The sequence below is a fragment of the Bradyrhizobium sp. CIR48 genome (assembly GCF_014198315.1).
Lineage (GTDB): Bacteria > Pseudomonadota > Alphaproteobacteria > Rhizobiales > Xanthobacteraceae > Bradyrhizobium.
Genome location: NZ_JACIHG010000010.1, coordinates 333,465 through 352,946 on the forward strand (window position 1 = coordinate 333,465; position 19,482 = coordinate 352,946).

Sequence of the window (19,482 nt, forward strand, 5' to 3'; positions counted from 1 at the left end):
TGACATCATACCCCTGTTTTGGCCGACGGATCAAAGTCGTTTCGAAAAATCCGTAAGTCATTGATCTTGCAGGGGGCCGCTACTGTGCATGGGGTTGTTTTTCGATATTTTGTTGTGTGCCCTGCTCAGGGCTAGCCCGGCACCAGCTCGGTCAGCGAGCGGATGATGCGGTCGGGCCTGACCGTCGAGCCTTCGGGCAGGCCGTCGCCGTGCACGTCGATCCAGATCGAATAGATGCCGAGGCGCTGCGGAGTCACCACTTCCCATTCCAGATTGTCGCCGATCATCCAGGTATCCTCCGCGGAAACGCCCAGCGCCTCCATCGCGTGCAGATAGGCGCGCTCCTCCGGCTTGCCGAAGCCGTGCTCGCCTTCGATCTGGATGTGGTCGAAGCGATGGGTCAGCTCGAACCGCTCGACCTTGGCGCGCTGCATGTCGGCGGCGCCGTTGGTGACCAGCGCGAGCTTGATGCCGCGTGCCCTGAACGCGTCGATGGCATCGTGCGCGCCGGGGAAGACGAAGATGGCTTCCTCGCGATAGGTGGTGAAGCGGTCGGCGATGCGATCGGCGAGATCGTCGGACAGGGCGCGATGGCCGTTTGCGGCGAGCGCGGCGAAGCCGCCGCGCACCGTGAGCCGCCGCGCCTCGCCGAGCTTCATCCGCCAGATCGGCTCCGCAGTCGACCAAAACTGCCGCGCAAAGGCGAGCACTGCGGTTGCGACCTGCGGCGGCGGCAGCGGCGCCAGCTCCTCGGCAAACTCGTTCGCGATCGTGTTCCAGGCGATCTCGGGCCGGCCATAGGCCGACAGGATGGTGTCGTCCATATCGATCAGCATGGCGCGCGGCAGCGGCCTCGAGACAGTCATGGCCACTTCACCTCCGGCGGCATCGACGACAGGATCGAATCCACATTGCCGCCGGTCTTCAGCCCGAAGATGGTGCCGCGATCGTAGAGCAGGTTGAATTCGACGTAGCGGCCGCGCCGGATCAATTGCTCCTCGCGGTCCGCGGCGGTCCAGCCCGCCGCGAAATTGCGCCTGACGATGTCAGGATAGATCTTCAGGAAAGCGCGGCCGACGTCTTTGGTGAAGGCGAGGTCGGCGTCCCAGTCGCCGCTGTCGTGCCAGTCGTAGAAGATGCCGCCGATGCCGCGCGCCTCTTTGCGGTGCGGCAGGTAGAAATATTCGTCGCACCATTTCTTGTATTTGTCGTAGTCGGCAACGCCGTTCGGCTGGTTGCAGGCTTGCTTCATCGCGGCGTGGAAAGCGATGCTGTCGGCATCGTCCTGGGTGCGCCGTCGGTCGAGCACCGGCGTGAGATCGGCGCCGCCGCCGAACCAGGCCTTGGTGGTGACCACGAAGCGGGTGTTCATGTGCACGGCGGGCACGTTCGGATTGCGCATATGCGCGATCAGCGAAATGCCGGAGGCCCAGAATTTTGGATCGTCCGCGGCGCCGGGAATCTGCGCGCGAAACTCGGGCGCGAATTCGCCATGCACGGTCGAGCAGTGCACGCCGACCTTCTCGAACAGGCGGCCATGCATCATCGACATCACGCCACCGCCACCGGCCGCTCCGGTATGGTCGGTGCGTTGCCAGGGCGTGCGCTTGAAGCGGCCGGCTTCGCCTGGATAGAGGCTTTGCGGAGCGTCGTCCTCGAGCCGCTCGAAGCTCGCGCATATGTCGTCACGCAAGGCCTCGAACCAGGCGCGGGCGCGGCCCTTGCGGTCTTCGATCGTCGACATGTCCATCTTCATTCCCGGTCGCTTACCACGCGGAGTGTGCCGTAGGGTGGGCAAAGGCGCCCTTGCGCCGTGCCCACGTCTTCTACCGTCATCTTGAATGGTGGGCACGCTCCGCTTTTGCCCACCCTACAAATCTGTCCCTATCGGATGCCGAGCGATTTATGCGTCTGCACGCTGAGCCGCCATTGCGGATGACGCAGGCAGTAGTCGATCGCGCGCGCGGTGTTCTCGATGACCTCGGGTCCGTCCATCGGCTGCAGCGAGAAGCGCTCGAAGGCGAGGTGCTCGAACGTCTCGGGCGCGGCGAGGGCCTGCGGATAGACCAGCTTCAGCTCGTGGCCCTGGCGCAGCACCAATTCGCTGCCGCCCTTGGGGCTGACGCAGATCCAGTCGAGCCCTTCCGGCGCTGCGATGGTGCCGTTGGTCTCGACGCCGATCTCGAAGCCGCGGGCGTGGAGCGCCTCGATCAGCGCGGCGTCGACCTGGAGCAGCGGCTCGCCGCCGGTCAGCACCACGTAGCGGTTGGCGGCGGCCGCAGTCCATTGCGCGGCGATGGTGTCGGCGAGGTCCGCGGCCGAGCCGTAGCGGCCGCCGAGGGTCCCGTCGGTTCCGACGAAATCCGTGTCGCAGAACTTGCAGGTGGCCTCAAGACGGTCCGCCTCGCGGCCGCTCCAGAGGTTGCAGCCGGCAAAACGGCAGAACACGGACGCGCGCCCGGCATGGGCGCCTTCGCCTTGCAAGGTCAGGAAGATCTCCTTGACCGCGTAACTCAATCGTCTCTCCTCAATCTGTCAGGCTTGCGGGTTCCGGATCTGCCGCAGCGCCTCGCCGGCGGCCATGGCCGCGGTCATGGCGACATTGAGCGACCGCAGCCCCGCCTTGATCGGGATCACCAGCCGCGCATCCGCTGCCTCGACCACCGCGTCGGTGACACCGGCGCTCTCGCGCCCGAATAGCAGGATGTCCGACGTCTGGTAACGGAAATCGCGGTAGTCGGTGGCAGCTTTCGTGGTGAACAGCAGCAGGCGGTAGCCATGTGCCGCGCGCCAGTCCTCGAATTTGGCCCAGGAGTCGTGCCTGATAAGGCTGACATGATCGAGGTAGTCCATTCCCGCCCGGCGGAACAGGCGGTCTGAGACGGGGAAGCCCGCCGGTTCGATGATATGGGCGGCGATGCCCAGGCAGGCGCAAAGCCTGAGAATCGTGCCGGTGTTCTGGGCGATGTCGGGTTGGAAAAGCGCTATCTGCATGGGCTGTGCGAGGGCTGTCTCGGGGGCGAGGCGGGGCGGAAATGTCTCAATAAAACATCGCCTGCCCGGGAATTCGTGCATTGCACGCTCCCGCGCCGATAGCGGGCTTGCGCTCGCCCGGCAAGGGTGCCAATAGAACGATTCTGGACTGCTGTTTTGCCCGTTTAGAGGTGAACATGCGAAGTTCTGCCGCCGCGGGGGGCCGCGGGCGCCGGCAGCCTTTCCGGGGACCTCATGGGCGCCCCCTGGAGCGGTTCCACCGGTTGCACAAGAAGAAAGGGTTGGAATCGTGACGACAGCGTCTTCGGCGGACCATCCGACACGCCGTGATTTCTTATTCGTTGCAACGGGGGCAGCTGCAGCAGTAGGGGGCGCAGCTGCGCTCTGGCCCTTCATTTCCCAAATGAATCCTGACGCCTCGACCATCGCCGCCGGTGCGCCGATCGAGGTCGATCTCAGTCCGGTCGCCGAAGGTCAGGACATCAAGGTGTTCTGGCGCGGCAAGCCGATCTACATCAGCCACCGCACCAAGAAGCAGATCGACGAGGCGCGCGCCGTCAACGTGGCGAGCCTGCCCGATCCGCAGTCCGACGAGGCCCGGGTCAAGTCCGGCCACGAGCAATGGCTGGTCGTGATCGGCATCTGCACCCATCTCGGCTGCATCCCGATCGCTCATGAAGGCAGCTACGACGGCTTCTTCTGCCCCTGCCATGGTTCGCAGTACGATTCGTCCGGCCGCATCCGCCAGGGGCCCGCGCCCGCGAACCTGCCGGTGCCGCCGTACCAGTTCGTTTCCGACACCAAAATCCAGATCGGCTGAGCCTCGGATCCTCGTCCGAAGCTTCGCGCCGTCTCGTCGTACTATTTCCTCAGGATCGCATCATGAGCGGACCATCCGACTACCAGCCGAGCAATCCGGCCCTGCAATGGATCGAGCGGCGCCTGCCGATCCTCGGCCTCATGCACTCCTCGTTCGTTGCCTATCCCACCCCGCGTAACCTGAACTATTGGTGGACCTTCGGCGCCATCCTCTCCTTCATGCTGGGGATGCAGATCCTGACCGGCGTGATCCTGGCGATGCATTATACGCCGCATGCCGATCTCGCCTTCAAATCGGTCGAGCTGATCGTCCGTGACGTGAACTACGGCTGGCTGCTGCGCAACATGCATGCGGTCGGCGCATCGATGTTCTTCGTCGCCGTCTACGTTCACATGTTCCGCGGCCTCTATTACGGGTCCTACAAGGAGCCGCGCGAGGTGCTGTGGATCCTCGGCGTCATCATCTACCTCTTGATGATGGCGACCGGCTTCATGGGCTACGTGCTGCCCTGGGGCCAGATGAGTTTCTGGGGCGCCACGGTCATCACCAACCTGTTCTCCGCCATTCCCTATGTCGGTGAGAGCATCGTGACGCTGCTGTGGGGCGGTTATTCGGTCGGCAATCCGACGCTCAACCGCTTCTTCTCGCTGCATTACCTGCTGCCGTTCCTGATCGCGGGCGTCGTCGTGCTCCACGTCTGGGCGCTGCACGTCGCCGGCCAGAACAATCCGGACGGCGTCGAGCCGAAGACGGAAAAGGACACGGTGCCGTTCACGCCGCATGCGACCATCAAGGACATGTTCGGCGTCGCCTGCTTCATGCTGCTCTACGCCTGGTTCATCTTCTACATGCCGAACTATCTCGGCGACGCCGACAACTACATTCCGGCGAACCCGGGCGTGACGCCGCCGCACATCGTGCCGGAGTGGTATTACCTGCCGTTCTACGCGATCCTGCGCTCGATCCCGAACAAGCTCGCCGGCGTCATCGGGATGTTCGGTGCGATCATCATCCTGTGCTTCCTGCCCTGGCTGGACGCCGCGAAGACGAGGTCGTCGAAGTATCGCCCGCTGGCCAAGCAGTTCTTCTGGATCTTCGTCGTGGTCTGCATCCTGCTCGGCTATCTCGGGGCGCAGCCGCCGGAAGGCATCTACGTCATTGCCGGCCGGGTCCTGACGGTCTGCTACTTCGCCTACTTCCTGATCGTGCTGCCGCTGCTCTCGCGCATCGAGAAGCCGCGGCCGGTGCCGAACTCGATCTCGGATGCGGTGCTGGCCAAGACCGGCAGCCGATCGACGCCGATGGTTTCGACCGCGATCATGCTGGCGCTCGCCGGTTCGTTGTTCGCAGGCTCGGTCGACAGCGCGAAGGCGTCTGAAGGCAGCGATACGCCTCCGGGCAACAAATGGTCGTTCTCCGGCCCTTTCGGTAAGTTCGACCGCGGCGCGCTGCAGCGCGGCCTGAAGGTCTACAAGGAGGTCTGCGCCAGCTGCCACGGCCTGTCCTATGTGGCCTTCCGCAACCTCGCCGAGCCCGGTGGGCCCGGCTATTCGGTGGCGCAGGCGGCGGCCTTCGCGTCGGACTACAAGGTCAAGGACGGTCCGAACGATGCCGGCGACATGTTCGAGCGTGCGGGGCGTCCGGCGGACTATTTCCCCTCGCCATTCCCGAACGAGCAGGCCGCTCGCGCGGCGAATGGTGGCGCGGCGCCGCCCGACCTCTCCCTGATCACCAAGGCGCGCTCCTATAAGCGCGGCTTCCCCTGGTTCATCTTCGACTTCTTCACCCAGTTCCAGGAGCAGGGCCCGGACTACGTCTCGGCATTGCTGCAGGGCTTCGAGGACAAGGTGCCGGAAGGCGTGACCATTCCGGAGGGCTCGTACTACAACAAGTACTTCCCGGGCCACGCCATCAAGATGCCGAAGCCGCTCAGCGACGGCCAGGTGACCTATGACGACGGCTCGCCGACCACGGTCGCGCAGTACTCCAAGGACGTCACCACCTTCCTGATGTGGACCGCGGAGCCGCACATGGAAGCGCGCAAGCGCCTCGGATTCCAGGTCTTCGTGTTCCTGATCCTGTTCGCAGGCCTGATGTACTTCACCAAGAAGAAGGTCTGGGCCAGCTCGCACTGAGCGCTCTGATGCGACGAGAAATGAAGAAGCCCCCGCAAGGGGGCTTTTTTGTTGGGTCCGTGTCCCGGACGCGCGAAGCGCGAGCCGGGACCCAGAATGCTCGTAGCTGGGCCCTGGATCGGCAGCGCATCACGCCGCAAGGGGGGCGCGCTGCGCAGCGTCCGGGGCACGAGAGTTTGTTTGCGCGGTGATTGCGTCATTCGCATGCACCCGCCAAGATGCCGCCAACCGCTCCCCCAAGAACTCATCGGAGGACACCATGGGAACCGCCATCACCTTCAAGCGTCCGGACGGCAAGGAGGCCTCGGGCTATCTCGCCAATGCCGCGCGCGGCAACGCGCCGGGCGTGGTCGTGATCCAGGAATGGTGGGGCCTGTCGGACCAGATCAAAGGCCTGTGCGACCGCTTCGCGCTGGCCGGTTTCGACGCGCTGGCGCCCGACCTCTACAAGGGCAAGGTGGTGCCGTATCACGACACGGACAGCGCCAACAAGGAGATGAACTCGCTCGACTTCATGGACGCCACCACGCAGACGGTACGCGGCGCCGCGCAATATCTGTCGCGTAACGGTGCCAAGGTCGGGCTGACCGGCTTCTGTCTCGGCGGCGCCGTCACCATCATCGGCTCGGTGCATGTGCCGGAGCTCGCGGCCGGCGTCGTGTTCTACGGCATCCCGCCGGAGCAGGCGGCCAAGCCCGCCGACGTCAAGATCCCGCTCCAGGCCCATTTCGCCAACAAGGACGATTGGTGCACGCCGGAGCTGGTGGGCGGATTCGAGAAGGCCATGAAGGCCGCCGGGAAGTCGCTGGAGCTGTTCCGCTATGACGCCGAGCACGCCTTCGTCAACGAGCAGCGCCAGGCCGTGCACGACCGCGAGGCCGCCGAGCTCGCCTGGGGCAGGGCAATCAAGTTCTTCGCCAATCATCTCGGCGGTAACAGCGCAGCCTGACCCAGCCTGTAGCCCGGATGGAGCGCAGCGTAATCCGGGGACTTTCCCTTGTGGCACGAACCCCGGATTGCGCTGCGCTCCATCCGGGCTACTGCCCGGCCACCCTTGACGCCGCCCCCGCGCCATGGTGAGTATCCGCCCATGAGCACCGCCGTCCGCCCAGCCCGTCTTTGGTGGCGCACCTCCTAACGAGGTGGCCGGTGCGATTTTCCTTTCCCAAATCGTCTGAGGTCGCCAACGCAGTGCGGCGGCCTGATCGTTTGTCCTGTGTGGCGTTTCCTCGGCAAGTCTCGTAAGAGGACCCCAAGAGGATCACATGAACAGGACAGTCTTTGCCCTCCCGGCCAGAAGCGATTACGTGACCCGCGCGGGTCTCGCGATCACGCGCGTGGCGGAGCAGTTCACCGGCGGTGCCAACAGGCTCGACGATCTCGTGAGCCTGCTCGACCGCCGTCGCGGCGTGGTGCTGTCCTCGGGCACGACCGTGCCCGGCCGCTATGAGAGCTTTGACCTCGGCTTCTCCGATCCGCCGCTCAAGCTCGAGACCACTGGCGTCAATTTCAAGCTGGAAGCGCTGAACGAGCGTGGGCAGGTGCTGATCGCCTTCCTGGTCGATGTGCTGCGCGAGCCCTGCGTCGTCATCTCCGAGAAGACGGCGACGCGGCTTGCCGGCCACATCATCCGCGGCGATGCGCCGGTCGAGGAAGACCAGCGCACGCGGCGAGCCAGCGTGATGTCGCTGGTGCGCGATCTCGTCGCCGCCTTCTCGGCCAATGACGACGGGCTGCTCGGCCTGTTCGGCGCCTTCGCCTACGACCTCGTGTTCCAGATCGAGGACCTTGTGCAAAAGCGCGCACGAGAGAGCGACCAGCGCGACATCGTGCTCTATGTGCCCGATCGCCTGCTGGCCTATGACCGCGCCACCGGCCGCGGCGTGGTGCTCTCGTACGACTTTGCCTGGAAGGGCAAATCCACCGAGGGCCTGCCGCGCGAGACCGCCGAGAGTCCGTATCTGAAGACACCGCGGCAGGGTTTTGCCGATCACGCGCCCGGCGAATATCAGGCAACCGTCGAGACCGCGCGTGCGGCCTTCGCCCGCGGTGATCTCTTTGAAGCGGTGCCTGGGCAGCTGTTCGCCGAGCCTTGCGATCGTTCGCCGGCCGAAGTCTTCCAGCGCCTCTGCGTCATCAACCCGTCGCCCTACGGCGCGCTGATGAATCTGGGTGAGGGCGAATTTCTGGTGTCGGCCTCGCCGGAAATGTTCGTGCGCTCGGACGGGCGTCGGGTCGAGACCTGCCCGATCTCGGGCACGATCGCGCGCGGCAGCGATGCGATCGGCGACGCCGAGCAGATCCGCCAGCTCCTGAACTCGGAGAAGGACGAGTTCGAGCTCAACATGTGCACCGACGTCGACCGTAACGACAAGGCGCGCGTCTGCGTGCCCGGCACGATCAAGGTGCTGGCGCGGCGCCAGATCGAGACCTACTCGAAGCTCTTCCACACCGTCGATCATGTCGAGGGCATGCTGCGTCCCGGCTTCGACGCGCTCGACGCCTTCCTCACCCACGCCTGGGCGGTGACGGTGACCGGCGCACCCAAGCTCTGGGCGATGCAGTTCGTCGAGGATCACGAGCGCTCGCCGCGCCGCTGGTATGCCGGCGCGATCGGTGCGGTGAACTTCGACGGCAGCATCAACACCGGCCTGACCATCCGCACCATCCGCATGAAGGATGGTCTCGCCGAAGTGCGCGTCGGCGCCACCTGCCTGTTCGATTCCGATCCGGCCGCTGAAGACCGCGAATGCCAGGTCAAGGCCGCCGCGCTGTTCCAGGCGCTGCGCGGCGATCCGCCGAAGCCGCTGTCGACCTTTGCGCCCGATGCGACCGGCTCGGGCAAGCGGGTGCTGTTGATCGATCACGACGATAGCTTCGTGCACATGCTCGCTGATTATTTCCGCCAGGTCGGCGCCGACGTTACCGTGGTCCGCCATGTGCATGCGCTCGACATGCTCAAGCGGAAGACATGGGATTTGCTGGTGCTGTCGCCCGGTCCCGGCAGGCCGGAAGATTTCGGGATCAAGAAGACGATCGACGCGGCGCTGGAGAGGAAGCTGCCGGTGTTCGGCGTCTGCTTGGGCGTGCAGGCGATCGGCGAATATTTCGGCGGCGAGCTCGGCCAACTCACCCATCCCGCCCATGGCCGGCCCTCGCGGGTGCAGGTGCGCGGCGGGCGATTGATGCGCAATCTGCCGAACGAGATCGTCATCGGCCGCTATCACTCGCTTTATGTCGAGCGCGACAGCATGCCGGAGGTGTTGTCCGTCACAGCCAGCACCGAGGACGGTGTCGCCATGGCGCTGGAGCACAAGACGCTGCCGGTCGCCGGCGTGCAATTCCACCCGGAATCGCTGATGTCGCTCAGCAATGAGGTGGGCTTGCGTATTGTTGAAAACGCGTTCCGGTTGGATGCGCGTGTCGATTGAGAGGCACCAATGACCTTTGACCACGATATCAAGGCGAGCGTCCGGACCATCCCCGACTATCCCAAGCCGGGGATCATGTTCCGCGACATCACGACCCTGCTCGCTGACGCGCGCGCGTTCCGCCGCGCGGTGGACGAGCTCGTCAATCCCTGGGCCGGCAACAAGATCGACAAGGTCGCAGGCATGGAGGCGCGTGGCTTCATCATCGGCGGCGCAGTGGCGCACCAGCTCTCGGCCGGCTTCGTGCCGATCCGCAAGAAAGGCAAGCTGCCGCACACCACCGTGCGCATCGCTTACTCGCTCGAATACGGCATCGACGAGATGGAGATGCATGTCGACGCGATCCAGCCCGGCGAGCGCGTCATCCTGGTCGACGACCTCATCGCCACCGGCGGCACCGCGGAGGGCGCGGTGAAGCTGCTGCGCCAGATCGGCGCCAACGTCGTCGCCGCATGCTTCATCATCGACCTGCCCGAGCTCGGCGGCGCCGCCAAGCTGCGCGCCATGGACGTGCCCGTGCGCACGCTAATGACGTTCGAGGGACACTGAGAGGTCGCCGCGATCTTCAGATCGCCTCGGCCTTCAGTTCATCCCGCCAATGCAGCAGGCGCTCCTTCAGGAGTGCGTTCCTGACATAGGCGGTTTCCTCATCCTCCAAGGCGCTCGCATTCGCCAAAGTTCAGGCCGGCCTCGCCATGCGCATTCCAGGCAGCCTGGAGGCTGCGGCAGGTGTGGCTGCCTTGGCGCAGCGAGAACCAGATGCGGTTCTGGATCGTCTCGAGGTTCGGTGCCTGGCCGACCCAGGCCTCGCCGGAGGCCGCACAGCGGACGACAAAGACGCCCGCGATGGTCTTTCGCTCCTTGTAGGCGGCGATCGCTGCTTTCCGGTCGATGCTCACGGTGACAGGCCTTGCTGAGGGGATACCGATGTCCGCCTCACTAAGCCCGCTTCAACCCGCAGTAAATATTATCCGGGTGAAATTATCTAGGATCGCTGCAGGATCAGGCTGAGCTCGAGCTCGCGGAAGGCAAAGTAATTCCGCCGGGTCCATTGGTGCAGCTCGGTCGAGGCGTCCTTCTCCTGGCGCAGATAGCCGGTGAAGGAGAAGTTCAGCCGGTCGACATAGGTCTTGAGGAAGCCGGGCAAGGCCGGCAGGCGGAACAGGCGGCCGCCGGCCATCGCGGCCGGCAGCTCGCCGCGCACGACATATTCATTGTCGACGGTGATCAGGTTCATCCGCGGGATCTGCCCGCGCAGCATCTCGTGGGCGCGGGCCGAGGCGCGGTCGGTGTCGGCGACGAACAGGATCTGAGGCGCGACATGGCGGCGCGCGGCCTCCTTCAAGAGGCCGATCTCGTCGGTCATCTTGAAGAACTCGTCGAAGGCGTGGAAACCGAGGTCGATCACCTTGGCCATGCCGTCATCGACGATGACGCGGTCCATCAGCTGCATCTTGCCGTAGGTATCGATCACGTCGGCGGTCTCCGTGATCTTTGGCAGGTAGTCGAGCAACGACGGTTCCTTCAGATTGACGTCGAAGGCCGCGACATTGCCGTTCTTGAGCAGCAGAAATTCCGCAAGCAGCCGCGCCAGCAGCGTCTTGCCGACCTGCGGGCGGGGCGAGCAGATGATGTAGACGGGCGTGGCGGGCATCGGCAGCTATATCAGTCGAACCTGGCGACCAATCCAGCCGTATCAGCCCTGCTTGCGCAACTATTTTTCGCTGTTGCGGGTGACGGGCTTCGAGCCGACGATATCGGTCAGCCGGATCCGGTCGAACTCGCTCCAGACATTCGCCAACCAGTGCCGGACATAGCCGCGCAGCACGAAGGAATAGTTCGCGGCCTCGTCGCTGATGCCCTTGTTGGCGACGAATTTCAGGAACGGGACGGAGGACACCTCGACCTGCTCATAGGCCATTTCGTTGAGCTTGGGGATGGTCAGCTCGGTCGCGTCCTTGATGCGGTGGAAGTAGGAATTGTAGGTCGCCTGGTCCCATTGGAAGAACTGGGTGTCGTTGATGAAGTTCTTCACCAGGAAATATTTTGCGCCGGTCATGAACCCGGCAGTCTCGGCGATCTCCTCCAGCGAGGCGATCGAGGGTCCGAGGATGTGGAACACCGCGAAGGTGATCTGGCCGGCCTTGGCGGCGTCGAGGAAGCCGATGTCGCGGAGCGAAGCCAGCGCGGGCGAGAGCAGGCCGGCGCGAACGTCGATGACAGTGACCGAAGGGCTCACCGCGTTGAGCGTGTCGAAGATCTTCATCTGGTCCGATGTCGTCGTCATGTCGACGATCTCGGTGATGTCGGGGTGGAAGCGCTTCAGGGTTCCGCGCGGCGATTCCGTGTCGAAGGCGCGCGTCGGCACGTTGTTGGCGGAAAAATAATCGAGCAAGGTGCGCGACACCGTGGTCTTGCCGACCCCGCCCTTGTCCGCGCCCACCACAACCACTGCCGGCTTTGCCATTGCTGTCCCCTAACGCGCCCCCGATCGCGAGGTCGCAATCGGCCGGGCCCCAAATCGATGTCCCAAGGATGTCCCAAGTCTGCTGTTGGGCGCGAACATGGCAGAAACAAGGGAGAATTCAAATCCTCGGCATGTCGATAAGGCAATTCCCGAAGTTTTTCCCAATCGCGGCGAAACCCGCCGCGCATGGCAGGACATCGCGTGCTTAATGACGGCCCCAGGGACCCATGAGATTGCCTGTAGGCTTGCTGCTCGCGGTCTCCGAGGAGCCGGGTGCGGGCAGGGGCGGCGGAGGAGCGGCCGGGCCGCTGGCGTCGTCCCACGGGCCATGACGCAGCGGCGGTGGGGCGTCCTGCAGGTCGGCTTGCGCCTCGGGCTCCTCCGTTTCCTCGGCCAGCGGCCGCGGGCCAGGATCGTGGCCGCCGGCAAACTTGACCAGCGCGTCGACCCGGGACTGCACGGATGGGTGGGTCGCGAACAGATCGGCAAAGCCCTCGCGGGGATTGTCGACGCAGAGCTCCATCACGGCCGAGGTCGCGCCGGGCAGCTCGCCGCGATTCTCGATCTTGCGCAGCGCCGAGATCATCGCATCAGGGTCTTTCGTCAGCTCGACGGAGCCGGCGTCGGCGAGATATTCGCGCGAACGTGACAGTGCGAGCTTGACCACCTGGGACAGCAGCCAGGCCACCACGATCAGCACGATCGCGATGATGATCACGATTACCGCGCCGCCGCCGGAACTCTTGTTGTCGCTCGACGAGGAGGACGACCGCGACGACGAGGAGGAGCCCGAGGACCATGAGCCGCCGGAGCCGGAGCTCCAGTTGAAATTGGTGAACAGGCGGAAGAACAATTCGCCGAAGAAGCCGACCACGCCGGCGATGATGACGGCGACCACCATCAGCTGCACATCGCCGTTCTTGATGTGGGTCAGCTCGTGGCCCAGCACCGCCTCGATCTCCTTGTCGTTCAGGGCATCGAGGAGACCCGTGGTGACGGTGATCGAATATTGCCGCGGATTGAGGCCGGTCGCGAACGCGTTCAGCGCCGGGCTCTCCATGATCTTCAGCTTCGGCATGGTGATGCCGCGCGAGATGCAGAGATTTTCCAGCAGATTGTAGAGCCGCGGCTCCTCCTGCCTCGTGACGTCGTGGCCGCCGGTCACCGCGTCGATCATCGACTGGTGGAAGAAATAGGCGATCACGACCCAGGCCGCCGCCACGATCGTCGCAACCGGCGCGGCCACGATCAGATCGTGGAGGGCGCGCCTCAGGTAATAGACGACGGTCTCATTGCCGTTGATGACGACTTCGGCGACCAGCGCGCCAGCATAGACCAGCACGTAGACCAGCATGAACAGGCCGGCGAGCAGCAGCATCGAACGAAACTTGTTCGAGGCGATGTGCGTGTAGAGACCATACGCGGCCATGACGCGGGTGCCCTGCCGGCCTATCGGCTCAAGATCAGAACTTCACCTGCGGCGCGGCCTCGACCTCGGTGCGGCTGGCGCCGAGATCGAAGAAGTCCTTCCTGGTGAAGCCGAACATGCCTGCGAACAAGGCGGCGGGCAGCTGCTGGATGCCGGTGTTGTATTCCTGGACCGCGTTGTTGAAGAAGCGGCGGCTCGCCGCGATCTTGTTCTCGAGGTCGGAAAGCTCGGATGCGAGTTGCTGGAAATTGGCGTTGGCCTTGAGGTCGGGATAGGCCTCCGACAGCGCGATCAGCCGGCCGAGCGCGCCGGACAGCTGGTTCTCGGCCGCGGAAACCTGCGCCGGCCCCTGCGCCGACATCGCCGAATTGCGTGCCTTGATGACATCGTCGAGCGTGCCGCGCTCATGCGAGGCGTAGCCCTTCACCGTTTCGACCAGGTTCGGAACCAGGTCGTGGCGCTGCTTGAGCTGCACGTCGATATCGGCAAAAGCCTGGCCGACGCGCTGGCTCAGCGCCACCAGGCGGTTGTAGGCGCTGAAGGCGAACAGCGCGAGGACGACGATGACGCCGAGAACGATCCAGCCGGTCGACATGGAGAACTCCTGAAGGGGGAAGAAGGCAGGCGCTAGCCTAGACCAAATTGGCGCAGGGTGAGAGCCCGGCGCAGAGGGGAGGTAAGACTTGGTCGAATGTGGAGCCGCCCGCGTTCAAGGCAAAAGTCCGGAACGAGGTTAACTTTCGGACAGAATAGCGTCGCCCCAGCGCCAGCGGCGTGCTCCAGCATAGGCGGCCTTGTCGCGGCGAGGCACCCTCGTGATGGCGACGCCGTCCTCGGTGCAGAGCTTGGCCGTGATCTCGGCCTTGCCGACATCCGGGGGCGCCAGCACGCGCGCGGCACGGGTAGTCGGCGGCGTTCGGGTCAGCGCGACGTAGATAAGACGCTCGTCCTCGAACGGCACCTCGGCGCCCTTGATCTGGCGGTGCGCCTGCGAGCGCGGCAGGCGCTGGTTGAAATGGCACCAGTCGGGCGCGGTGAGCGGGCAGGGCTTTTCGTGCGGGCAGGGGGCGGCGACGTAAGCGCCAGCCGCGATCAGCTGCTGCCGCAGGGCGAGGATGCGCGCGGTGCCGGCGGGCGTGCCGGGCTCGATCACGACCAGCGCGTGGCGCGCTTTTGCCCACATCGCTTCCGCGAGCTTGCGCTGGTCGCTTTCGCCCAGCTCGCCGATGACGTAGCTGGCGACGACGAGATCGGCTGGCGAGACTTCAGTGAGGTTGCCGCCGGCATCGCCGGGCAGATAGCGGCACTCCGCCAATCGTGAGCTGTCGCGCGCCAGTTCGAGTGCAAGCCGGCTCAAGGTGGCGTTGGCGTCGAGCAGGGTAAAATCCTGCAGCGATGGAAAGGCTTCCGCAGCGGCCCAGCTCGCGGTGCCCGGACCTGCGCCGACATCGAGCAACGTTTCCGGGGCGAGATCGGGCGCAATCTCGGTGAGCGCATTGAGGCTGGCGGCCACGGCCGCGTAGGTCGCCGGCATGCGCGCGAGCGCATAGGCGAGCGCATCGGAGTCGGTCTTGATGGTGCCGGAGCCGCCGCCGGCGCGGTAGGCGGTCGAGATTTTCTGCGACCGTTGTGCAGCGTCGGTGCGGGAGAAGCCCTGCAGCTTGCCGTCGAGGGCGGCCTTGAGTTCAGGCGGGAGGGTGGGAGCTATCATCATCTGCGGTCATGCCCCGCGAAGGCGGGCATCCAGTACTCCGAGACAGTGCCGTCAAGACCGAAAGGCCGCAGCGTACTGGATCATCCGCTCCAGTGCGCAATTTGCGCACAAGGCGGATGATGACGTCAATGGGTGTGGAACGACCGCAGCGTCACGCCACGTTCTGGTCGAGGATGTCCACCGCCTCTGACAGGCTGACCGACACCAGCTGCGAGACGCCGCGCTCGGCCATGGTGACGCCGAACAACCGGTTCATCCGCGCCATCGTGATCGGATTGTGCGTGATGATGATGAAGCGCGTGTCGGTCGAGCCGGTCATTTCGTGCAGCAGGTTGCAGTACCGTTCGACGTTGTGGTCGTCGAGCGGCGCGTCGACTTCGTCCAGCACGCAGATCGGCGAGGGGTTGGTCAAGAACACCGCGAAGATCAGTGCCATCGCGGTCAGGGCCTGCTCGCCGCCCGAGAGCAGCGACAGCGTCTGCGGCTTCTTGCCCGGCGGTTTCGCAATGATTTCGAGGCCGGCTTCCAGCGGGTCGTCGCTCTCGATCAGGTGCAGCGCCGCTTCGCCGCCGCCGAACAGCTCGACGAACAGCCGCTTGAAGTGGTTGTTGACGACCTCGAATGAGGTCAGGAGCCGCTCGCGCGCCTCCTTGTTGAGGCTCTGGATACCCTGGCGCAGACGCTTGATCGCTTCGACGAGGTCGTCGCGCTCGGTGACGAGGCCGGTGTGCTGGGTCTCGACCTCGCGCAGCTCTTCCTCGGCGCGCAGATTGACTGCGCCGAGGCGCTCGCGGTCGCGGCGCATCTTTTCGAGGTCTTCCTCGATGTCGTGCAGCGGCGGCAGCTCCGCGCCGGGCTCGATCTCGGCGAGGCCGGCGACGGCTTGCGGCTCGACCTCGAGCATGTCGCGGATCTCGCGCTCGATGTCCTCGAGCCGGCGCCGGGCGCCTTCCATGCGCTCCTCGGCGCGGGCGGTGGCCTCGCGCGAGCTGGAGAGTGCCTCCAAGGTCAGCTTGGCGACGCGATCGGTCTCGGCCATCGCGGTCTCCGCGGTGGCGAGCGCGTCGGCGGCCATGCGGCGGTCGTTCTCGGCGTATTCGATCTCGGTGATCAGCGCGCTGCGCTTTTCCGCGAACACTTGCGGCGCGTTTTCAAGCTCGCTGCGCTCGATCGTGAGCTCGGCAATACGGGCCTGGATGGTGTCGATGTGGGAGGCCGCGCTCTCCTTGCGGTTCTGCCACTCGGTGCGCTCGGCCAGGATGGCCTGCACGCGGCGGTCGGCGAGCTCGGCCTCGCGCGCCAGCGCCTGCGCCTCGGCGCGGACCTGGGCGGCCATGCGGCGATGGCCTTCGATGTCGCTGCGGACCGCGGCGAGACGGGTCTCGGTGTCCTCGCTCGACGGCAGCTCGGAAATGCCGGCTTCGGCATATTCATACGCAGCTTCGGCCTCGGCGCGGTCGGCGGCGAGACGGCTGTGCGCTTCCGACAGTGTTGCCTTGCGCGCGGCATGGCGGCTGATCTCGCGCTCGGCGGTGGCATGACGCTCGCGCGCGACGTTGAGCTCGCGCTGCGCGGCGCGCCAGGCTTCGCGGCTGGCGCCTTCGGTGCTGGCCGCCATCTGCAGCTCGGACTCGGCGTTCTCCAGCGCCCGACGCTTGATCTGCGCGTCGATGCGGGCCTGCTCCAGCTCGTTCTCGATGTCGACGAGGCGGGCGCGCTCGGCCAGGCGCCTCGCTGCGCCGGTCGGGGCGTGAGCGGCCGCGACAAAACCGTCCCAGCGCCAGACGTCGCCCTCGGGCGAGACCAGCCGCTGGCCGGTCTTGAGCTGGGAGACCAGCTCGGCGCCGCGCTCACGCGGCACCACGCCGATCTGGGCCAGACGGCGCGTCAGCTCGGCCGGCGCCTGCACATGATTGGCGAGCGGCACGGCGCCTTCGGGCAGCTCCGGATCGCCGTCGGTCTGTCCGACATTGGTCCAGCGCATCGGCGCCGACGGATCGATCGGCGCATCGAGGTCGTCGCCGAGCGCGGCGCCGATGGCCTTCTCAAAACCCTTGTCGACGGTGATGCCGTCGATGATCGGCGGCCACAGATTCTTGGTCTCGCCGTTGAGGATCTTGGAGATCGTGCGCGCCTCGGTTTCGAGCCGCTGCGCGCGCTTGTCGGCCTCGACCAGCGGCGAGCGCGAGGATTCCAGCGTCTGGCGGGCGGCAACGTGGGCGGCTTCGCTCGCCTGCGCTGCGGCTTCCGAGGCGGCCAGCGTCTGCTCCGCGGTCTCGACCGTCGCGGTCAGCTCGTCGAGATCGCCAAAGCCGCCGGTCTCGGCGGCAAGCTTCTGCTCTTCCGCGGCGACGTTCGCGATCTCCTGGTCGAGACGGGCCAGCTTGTCGCGGTGGGTGCGGACGTTGGCCTCGAGCTGGTTGCGCTTGGCGGTGAGGTCGGCCAGCGCAGTGGTGAGCTCGGCGAACTGCTGCTCGGTTTCGGTCAGCACCGCCTCGGCTTCGCCGACGCGCTCGTCGACGCCCGAGCGCTTCTCGACGCGCGACTTGATCTCTTCCTTCAGCTCGGAATCTTCGGTGTCGAGCCGCTGCAGCGCGACGTCGGCGTCCATGGTCTGCTGCTGAGCACGGGAGATGTCGCCTTCGAACTGGGCGAGACGGCGCTCGAGCTCGGCGACGCGCTCCTTGGCGCGCTCTTCCTCGCGGTCGAGCAGCTCGCGGGCATTGGTCAGGCGCTGCAAGCCTGCAGCGGCGCGCGCCTCGGCATCGCGCAGCGCCGGCATTTCGGCGGCGCGGATCGCCTGGATGCGGGCGGCTTCGGCCTGGTGCTGGGTGCGCTCGGCCATCTCGCGCACCGCGAGATCATGAGTCTGGCCGGATTCGTTGACGTCGGCATGGGCGCCGATCCAGCGCAGATGGAACAGTGTGGCTTCCGCCTTGCGGACCTTGGCGGCAACCTCGCGGTAGCGCACGGCCTGGCGGGCCTGCTTCTTCAGGCCTTCCATCTGGCCTGCGAGCTGGCCGATCACGTCCTCGACGCGGGTCAGGTTGGTTTCGGCCGCCTTCAGCCGCAGCTCGGCCTCGTGGCGGCGGGCGTGCAGACCGGCGACGCCGGCAGCGTCTTCCAGCACGCGGCGGCGCTGCTCGGGCTTGGCCTGGATGATCTCGCCGATCTTGCCCTGGTGGACGAGGGCCGGCGAACGCGCGCCGGTGGCGGCATCTGCAAACAGGATCTGCACGTCGCGGGCGCGCACATCGCGGCCGTTGATGCGATAAACCGAGCCGGCTTCGCGCTCGATGCGGCGGGAGATTTCGAGCAGCTGGCTGTCGTTCATCGCCGCCGGCGCAGTGCGATCGGCATTGTCGATCGTCATCGTCACTTCGGCGTGGTTGCGCGCGGGACGGTTGCCGGAGCCGGCGAAGATCACCGCGTCCATGTCGGCGGCGCGCAGCGACTTATACGAGGTCTCACCCATCGCCCAGCGCAGCGCTTCGACGAGATTCGACTTGCCGCAACCGTTGGGCCCAACCACGCCGGTCAGGCCGGGCTCGATGACGAAGTCCGTGGGCTCAACGAAGGACTTGAAGCCGTGAAGGCGCAGGCGGGTGATTTTCATAAGCACGCATCTCTGTTGGCAGGCGCGAATCCCCCTGCCGGGACACTACCATGGAAGGCAGTGTCGCTATCCGGGCGAGTCGCGCGAGGCGCCTCATGCGGCTGGACAATGGCCGCGGTGCGCCGCGAGGGCAACCGGCGAAAGCCGCTTTTCCCAAGGGATTTATGCCGGGAAAGATACGGCTTTCGAGATGCGAATCAGGATATTGACGAGCGAATCAGCTCTTCAGCAGCGGATTGATCTTCTTGGCGAACTCCTCGAACGAGGTCTCGCCCTTGATCTTCTCGCCGTTGATGAAGAAGGTCGGCGTCGAATCCACCTTCAGAACGTCGCTGGCATATTTCTGGTCGGCGGCAATCTTGTCGAGCAGCGCCTGATCCTTCAGGCAGGCCTCGACCTGCTGCTGGGTGAGGCCGGCCTGCTTGCCGATCCGCGTCAGGGTCTCGGTGGTGTTCTTCACCACCCAGTCGTTCTGCTGGCGGAACAGCATGTCGGTGACCGCGAAGTATTTCGGCCCGTCGCCATTGGCGATGCAGCGGGACAACATCGAGCCGGCGGCGGCTTTGATGTCGAGCGGGAACTCGCGGAAGATGTAACGCACCTTGCCGGTGTCGATGTATTCCTTCTTGATCTTCGGGAACACCTGCTCGTTGAAGGCGGCACAATGCGGGCAAGTCATCGAGGCGTATTCGGTGATGGTGACGGCGGCATCGTTGGGCCCGAGCGCCATGTCGGGCAGCGACACGGGCTTGGCGACGTCGGCGGCCGACTGCGCCATGGCCTCGGAGACGAACTGCAGCGGCGAGAGCCCGGCGAGCGCGGCAAGCCCGGTCAGCGACAGCATCGTGGTGAAGGCGCGGCGGGTGATGATCAAGG

16 protein-coding genes and 1 pseudogene are annotated in these 19,482 nt (G+C 65.5%); 5 read left to right on the forward strand and 12 right to left on the reverse strand.

Features of this window, described 5'->3' with window-relative positions:
• Positions 1-131 precede the first annotated feature (131 nt).
• The 4 genes from GGD66_RS29390 to GGD66_RS29405 form a co-directional block, all read right to left on the reverse strand.
• Positions 132-866 (reverse strand): HAD family hydrolase, encoded by a 735-nt coding sequence (locus GGD66_RS29390; protein ID WP_183259773.1) that lies wholly within the window; start codon positions 864-866, stop codon positions 132-134.
• A complete protein-coding gene (gene hemF / locus GGD66_RS29395) occupies positions 863-1,750 on the reverse strand; it encodes an oxygen-dependent coproporphyrinogen oxidase (RefSeq protein WP_092261539.1) in 888 nt (295 codons plus the stop codon). Before hemF ends, GGD66_RS29390 begins: the two co-directional genes overlap by 4 nt.
• Before the next feature lie 134 nt (positions 1,751-1,884).
• Entirely contained in the window at positions 1,885-2,517 is a 633-nt protein-coding gene (gene queE / locus GGD66_RS29400; protein ID WP_179735142.1) for a 7-carboxy-7-deazaguanine synthase, read from the reverse strand.
• A gap of 18 nt (positions 2,518-2,535) precedes the next feature.
• A complete protein-coding gene (locus GGD66_RS29405) occupies positions 2,536-2,994 on the reverse strand; it encodes a tRNA (cytidine(34)-2'-O)-methyltransferase (RefSeq protein WP_018323305.1) in 459 nt (152 codons plus the stop codon).
• A 289-nt stretch (positions 2,995-3,283) separates the two neighbouring features.
• Between GGD66_RS29405 and petA the strand changes: the two genes are divergently transcribed.
• The 5 genes from petA to GGD66_RS29430 all read left to right on the forward strand — a co-directional run bounded on the left by petA (position 3,284) and on the right by GGD66_RS29430 (position 9,929).
• Positions 3,284-3,814 (forward strand): ubiquinol-cytochrome c reductase iron-sulfur subunit, encoded by a 531-nt coding sequence (gene petA / locus GGD66_RS29410; protein ID WP_018323306.1) that lies wholly within the window; start codon positions 3,284-3,286, stop codon positions 3,812-3,814.
• 62 nt (positions 3,815-3,876) lie between these two features.
• A complete protein-coding gene (gene fbcH / locus GGD66_RS29415; RefSeq protein ID WP_018323307.1) occupies positions 3,877-5,949 on the forward strand; it encodes a cytochrome b/c1 in 2,073 nt (690 codons plus the stop codon).
• A 259-nt stretch (positions 5,950-6,208) separates the two neighbouring features.
• Entirely contained in the window at positions 6,209-6,898 is a 690-nt protein-coding gene (locus GGD66_RS29420) for a dienelactone hydrolase family protein (protein ID WP_018323308.1), read from the forward strand.
• A gap of 316 nt (positions 6,899-7,214) precedes the next feature.
• Positions 7,215-9,380: an anthranilate synthase component I gene (locus GGD66_RS29425; protein WP_183259774.1), complete on the forward strand. Its 2,166-nt coding sequence runs from the start codon at positions 7,215-7,217 to the stop codon at positions 9,378-9,380.
• A gap of 9 nt (positions 9,381-9,389) precedes the next feature.
• Positions 9,390-9,929 (forward strand): adenine phosphoribosyltransferase, encoded by a 540-nt coding sequence (locus GGD66_RS29430; protein ID WP_018323310.1) that lies wholly within the window; start codon positions 9,390-9,392, stop codon positions 9,927-9,929.
• A 16-nt stretch (positions 9,930-9,945) separates the two neighbouring features.
• Here the strand turns inward: GGD66_RS29430 and GGD66_RS29435 are convergent.
• The 8 genes and pseudogenes from GGD66_RS29435 to GGD66_RS29470 form a co-directional block, all read right to left on the reverse strand.
• Positions 9,946-10,279 (reverse strand): annotated as a pseudogene (locus GGD66_RS29435) (GIY-YIG nuclease family protein).
• Between the two features lie 86 nt (positions 10,280-10,365).
• The gene (locus GGD66_RS29440; RefSeq protein WP_028141698.1) at positions 10,366-11,034 is read right to left on the reverse strand and encodes a hypothetical protein; all 669 of its coding nucleotides are present in this window, start codon (positions 11,032-11,034) and stop codon (positions 10,366-10,368) included.
• A gap of 60 nt (positions 11,035-11,094) precedes the next feature.
• Positions 11,095-11,847, reverse strand: coding sequence for a hypothetical protein (locus GGD66_RS29445; RefSeq protein ID WP_018323313.1), 753 nt, complete (start codon positions 11,845-11,847; stop codon positions 11,095-11,097).
• 205 nt (positions 11,848-12,052) lie between these two features.
• On the reverse strand, positions 12,053-13,276 hold the full coding sequence (locus GGD66_RS29450) for a M48 family metallopeptidase (RefSeq protein WP_183259775.1): 1,224 nt from the start codon (positions 13,274-13,276) through the stop codon (positions 12,053-12,055).
• 34 nt (positions 13,277-13,310) lie between these two features.
• Positions 13,311-13,871 carry a LemA family protein gene (locus GGD66_RS29455; protein WP_183259776.1) on the reverse strand — a complete coding sequence of 187 codons (561 nt, stop codon included), beginning with the start codon at positions 13,869-13,871 and terminating at the stop codon, positions 13,311-13,313.
• A gap of 138 nt (positions 13,872-14,009) precedes the next feature.
• Positions 14,010-14,990 carry a small ribosomal subunit Rsm22 family protein gene (locus GGD66_RS29460; protein ID WP_183259777.1) on the reverse strand — a complete coding sequence of 327 codons (981 nt, stop codon included), beginning with the start codon at positions 14,988-14,990 and terminating at the stop codon, positions 14,010-14,012.
• Between the two features lie 151 nt (positions 14,991-15,141).
• Positions 15,142-18,606, reverse strand: coding sequence for a chromosome segregation protein SMC (gene smc, locus GGD66_RS29465; protein ID WP_183259778.1), 3,465 nt, complete (start codon positions 18,604-18,606; stop codon positions 15,142-15,144).
• 217 nt (positions 18,607-18,823) lie between these two features.
• Positions 18,824-19,480 carry a DsbA family protein gene (locus tag GGD66_RS29470; RefSeq protein ID WP_092261530.1) on the reverse strand — a complete coding sequence of 219 codons (657 nt, stop codon included), beginning with the start codon at positions 19,478-19,480 and terminating at the stop codon, positions 18,824-18,826.
• Positions 19,481-19,482 lie beyond the last annotated feature (2 nt).

Excerpts from the sequence above, each read along its gene's own strand:
- smc (WP_183259778.1), bottom strand. The coding sequence starts at position 18,606 with ATGAAAATCACCCGCCTGCGCCTTCACGGCTTCAAGTCCTTCGTTGAG.
- GGD66_RS29420 (WP_018323308.1), top strand. The coding sequence starts at position 6,209 with ATGGGAACCGCCATCACCTTCAAGCGTCCGGACGGCAAGGAGGCCTCG.
- GGD66_RS29425 (WP_183259774.1), top strand. The coding sequence starts at position 7,215 with ATGAACAGGACAGTCTTTGCCCTCCCGGCCAGAAGCGATTACGTGACC.
- GGD66_RS29430 (WP_018323310.1), top strand. The coding sequence starts at position 9,390 with ATGACCTTTGACCACGATATCAAGGCGAGCGTCCGGACCATCCCCGAC.
- GGD66_RS29440 (WP_028141698.1), bottom strand. The coding sequence starts at position 11,034 with ATGCCCGCCACGCCCGTCTACATCATCTGCTCGCCCCGCCCGCAGGTC.
- GGD66_RS29455 (WP_183259776.1), bottom strand. The coding sequence starts at position 13,871 with ATGTCGACCGGCTGGATCGTTCTCGGCGTCATCGTCGTCCTCGCGCTG.
- hemF (WP_092261539.1), bottom strand. The coding sequence starts at position 1,750 with ATGGACATGTCGACGATCGAAGACCGCAAGGGCCGCGCCCGCGCCTGG.
- GGD66_RS29405 (WP_018323305.1), bottom strand. The coding sequence starts at position 2,994 with ATGCAGATAGCGCTTTTCCAACCCGACATCGCCCAGAACACCGGCACG.
- GGD66_RS29460 (WP_183259777.1), bottom strand. The coding sequence starts at position 14,990 with ATGATGATAGCTCCCACCCTCCCGCCTGAACTCAAGGCCGCCCTCGAC.
- GGD66_RS29450 (WP_183259775.1), bottom strand. The coding sequence starts at position 13,276 with ATGGCCGCGTATGGTCTCTACACGCACATCGCCTCGAACAAGTTTCGT.
- GGD66_RS29445 (WP_018323313.1), bottom strand. The coding sequence starts at position 11,847 with ATGGCAAAGCCGGCAGTGGTTGTGGTGGGCGCGGACAAGGGCGGGGTC.
- fbcH (WP_018323307.1), top strand. The coding sequence starts at position 3,877 with ATGAGCGGACCATCCGACTACCAGCCGAGCAATCCGGCCCTGCAATGG.
- GGD66_RS29390 (WP_183259773.1), bottom strand. The coding sequence starts at position 866 with ATGACTGTCTCGAGGCCGCTGCCGCGCGCCATGCTGATCGATATGGAC.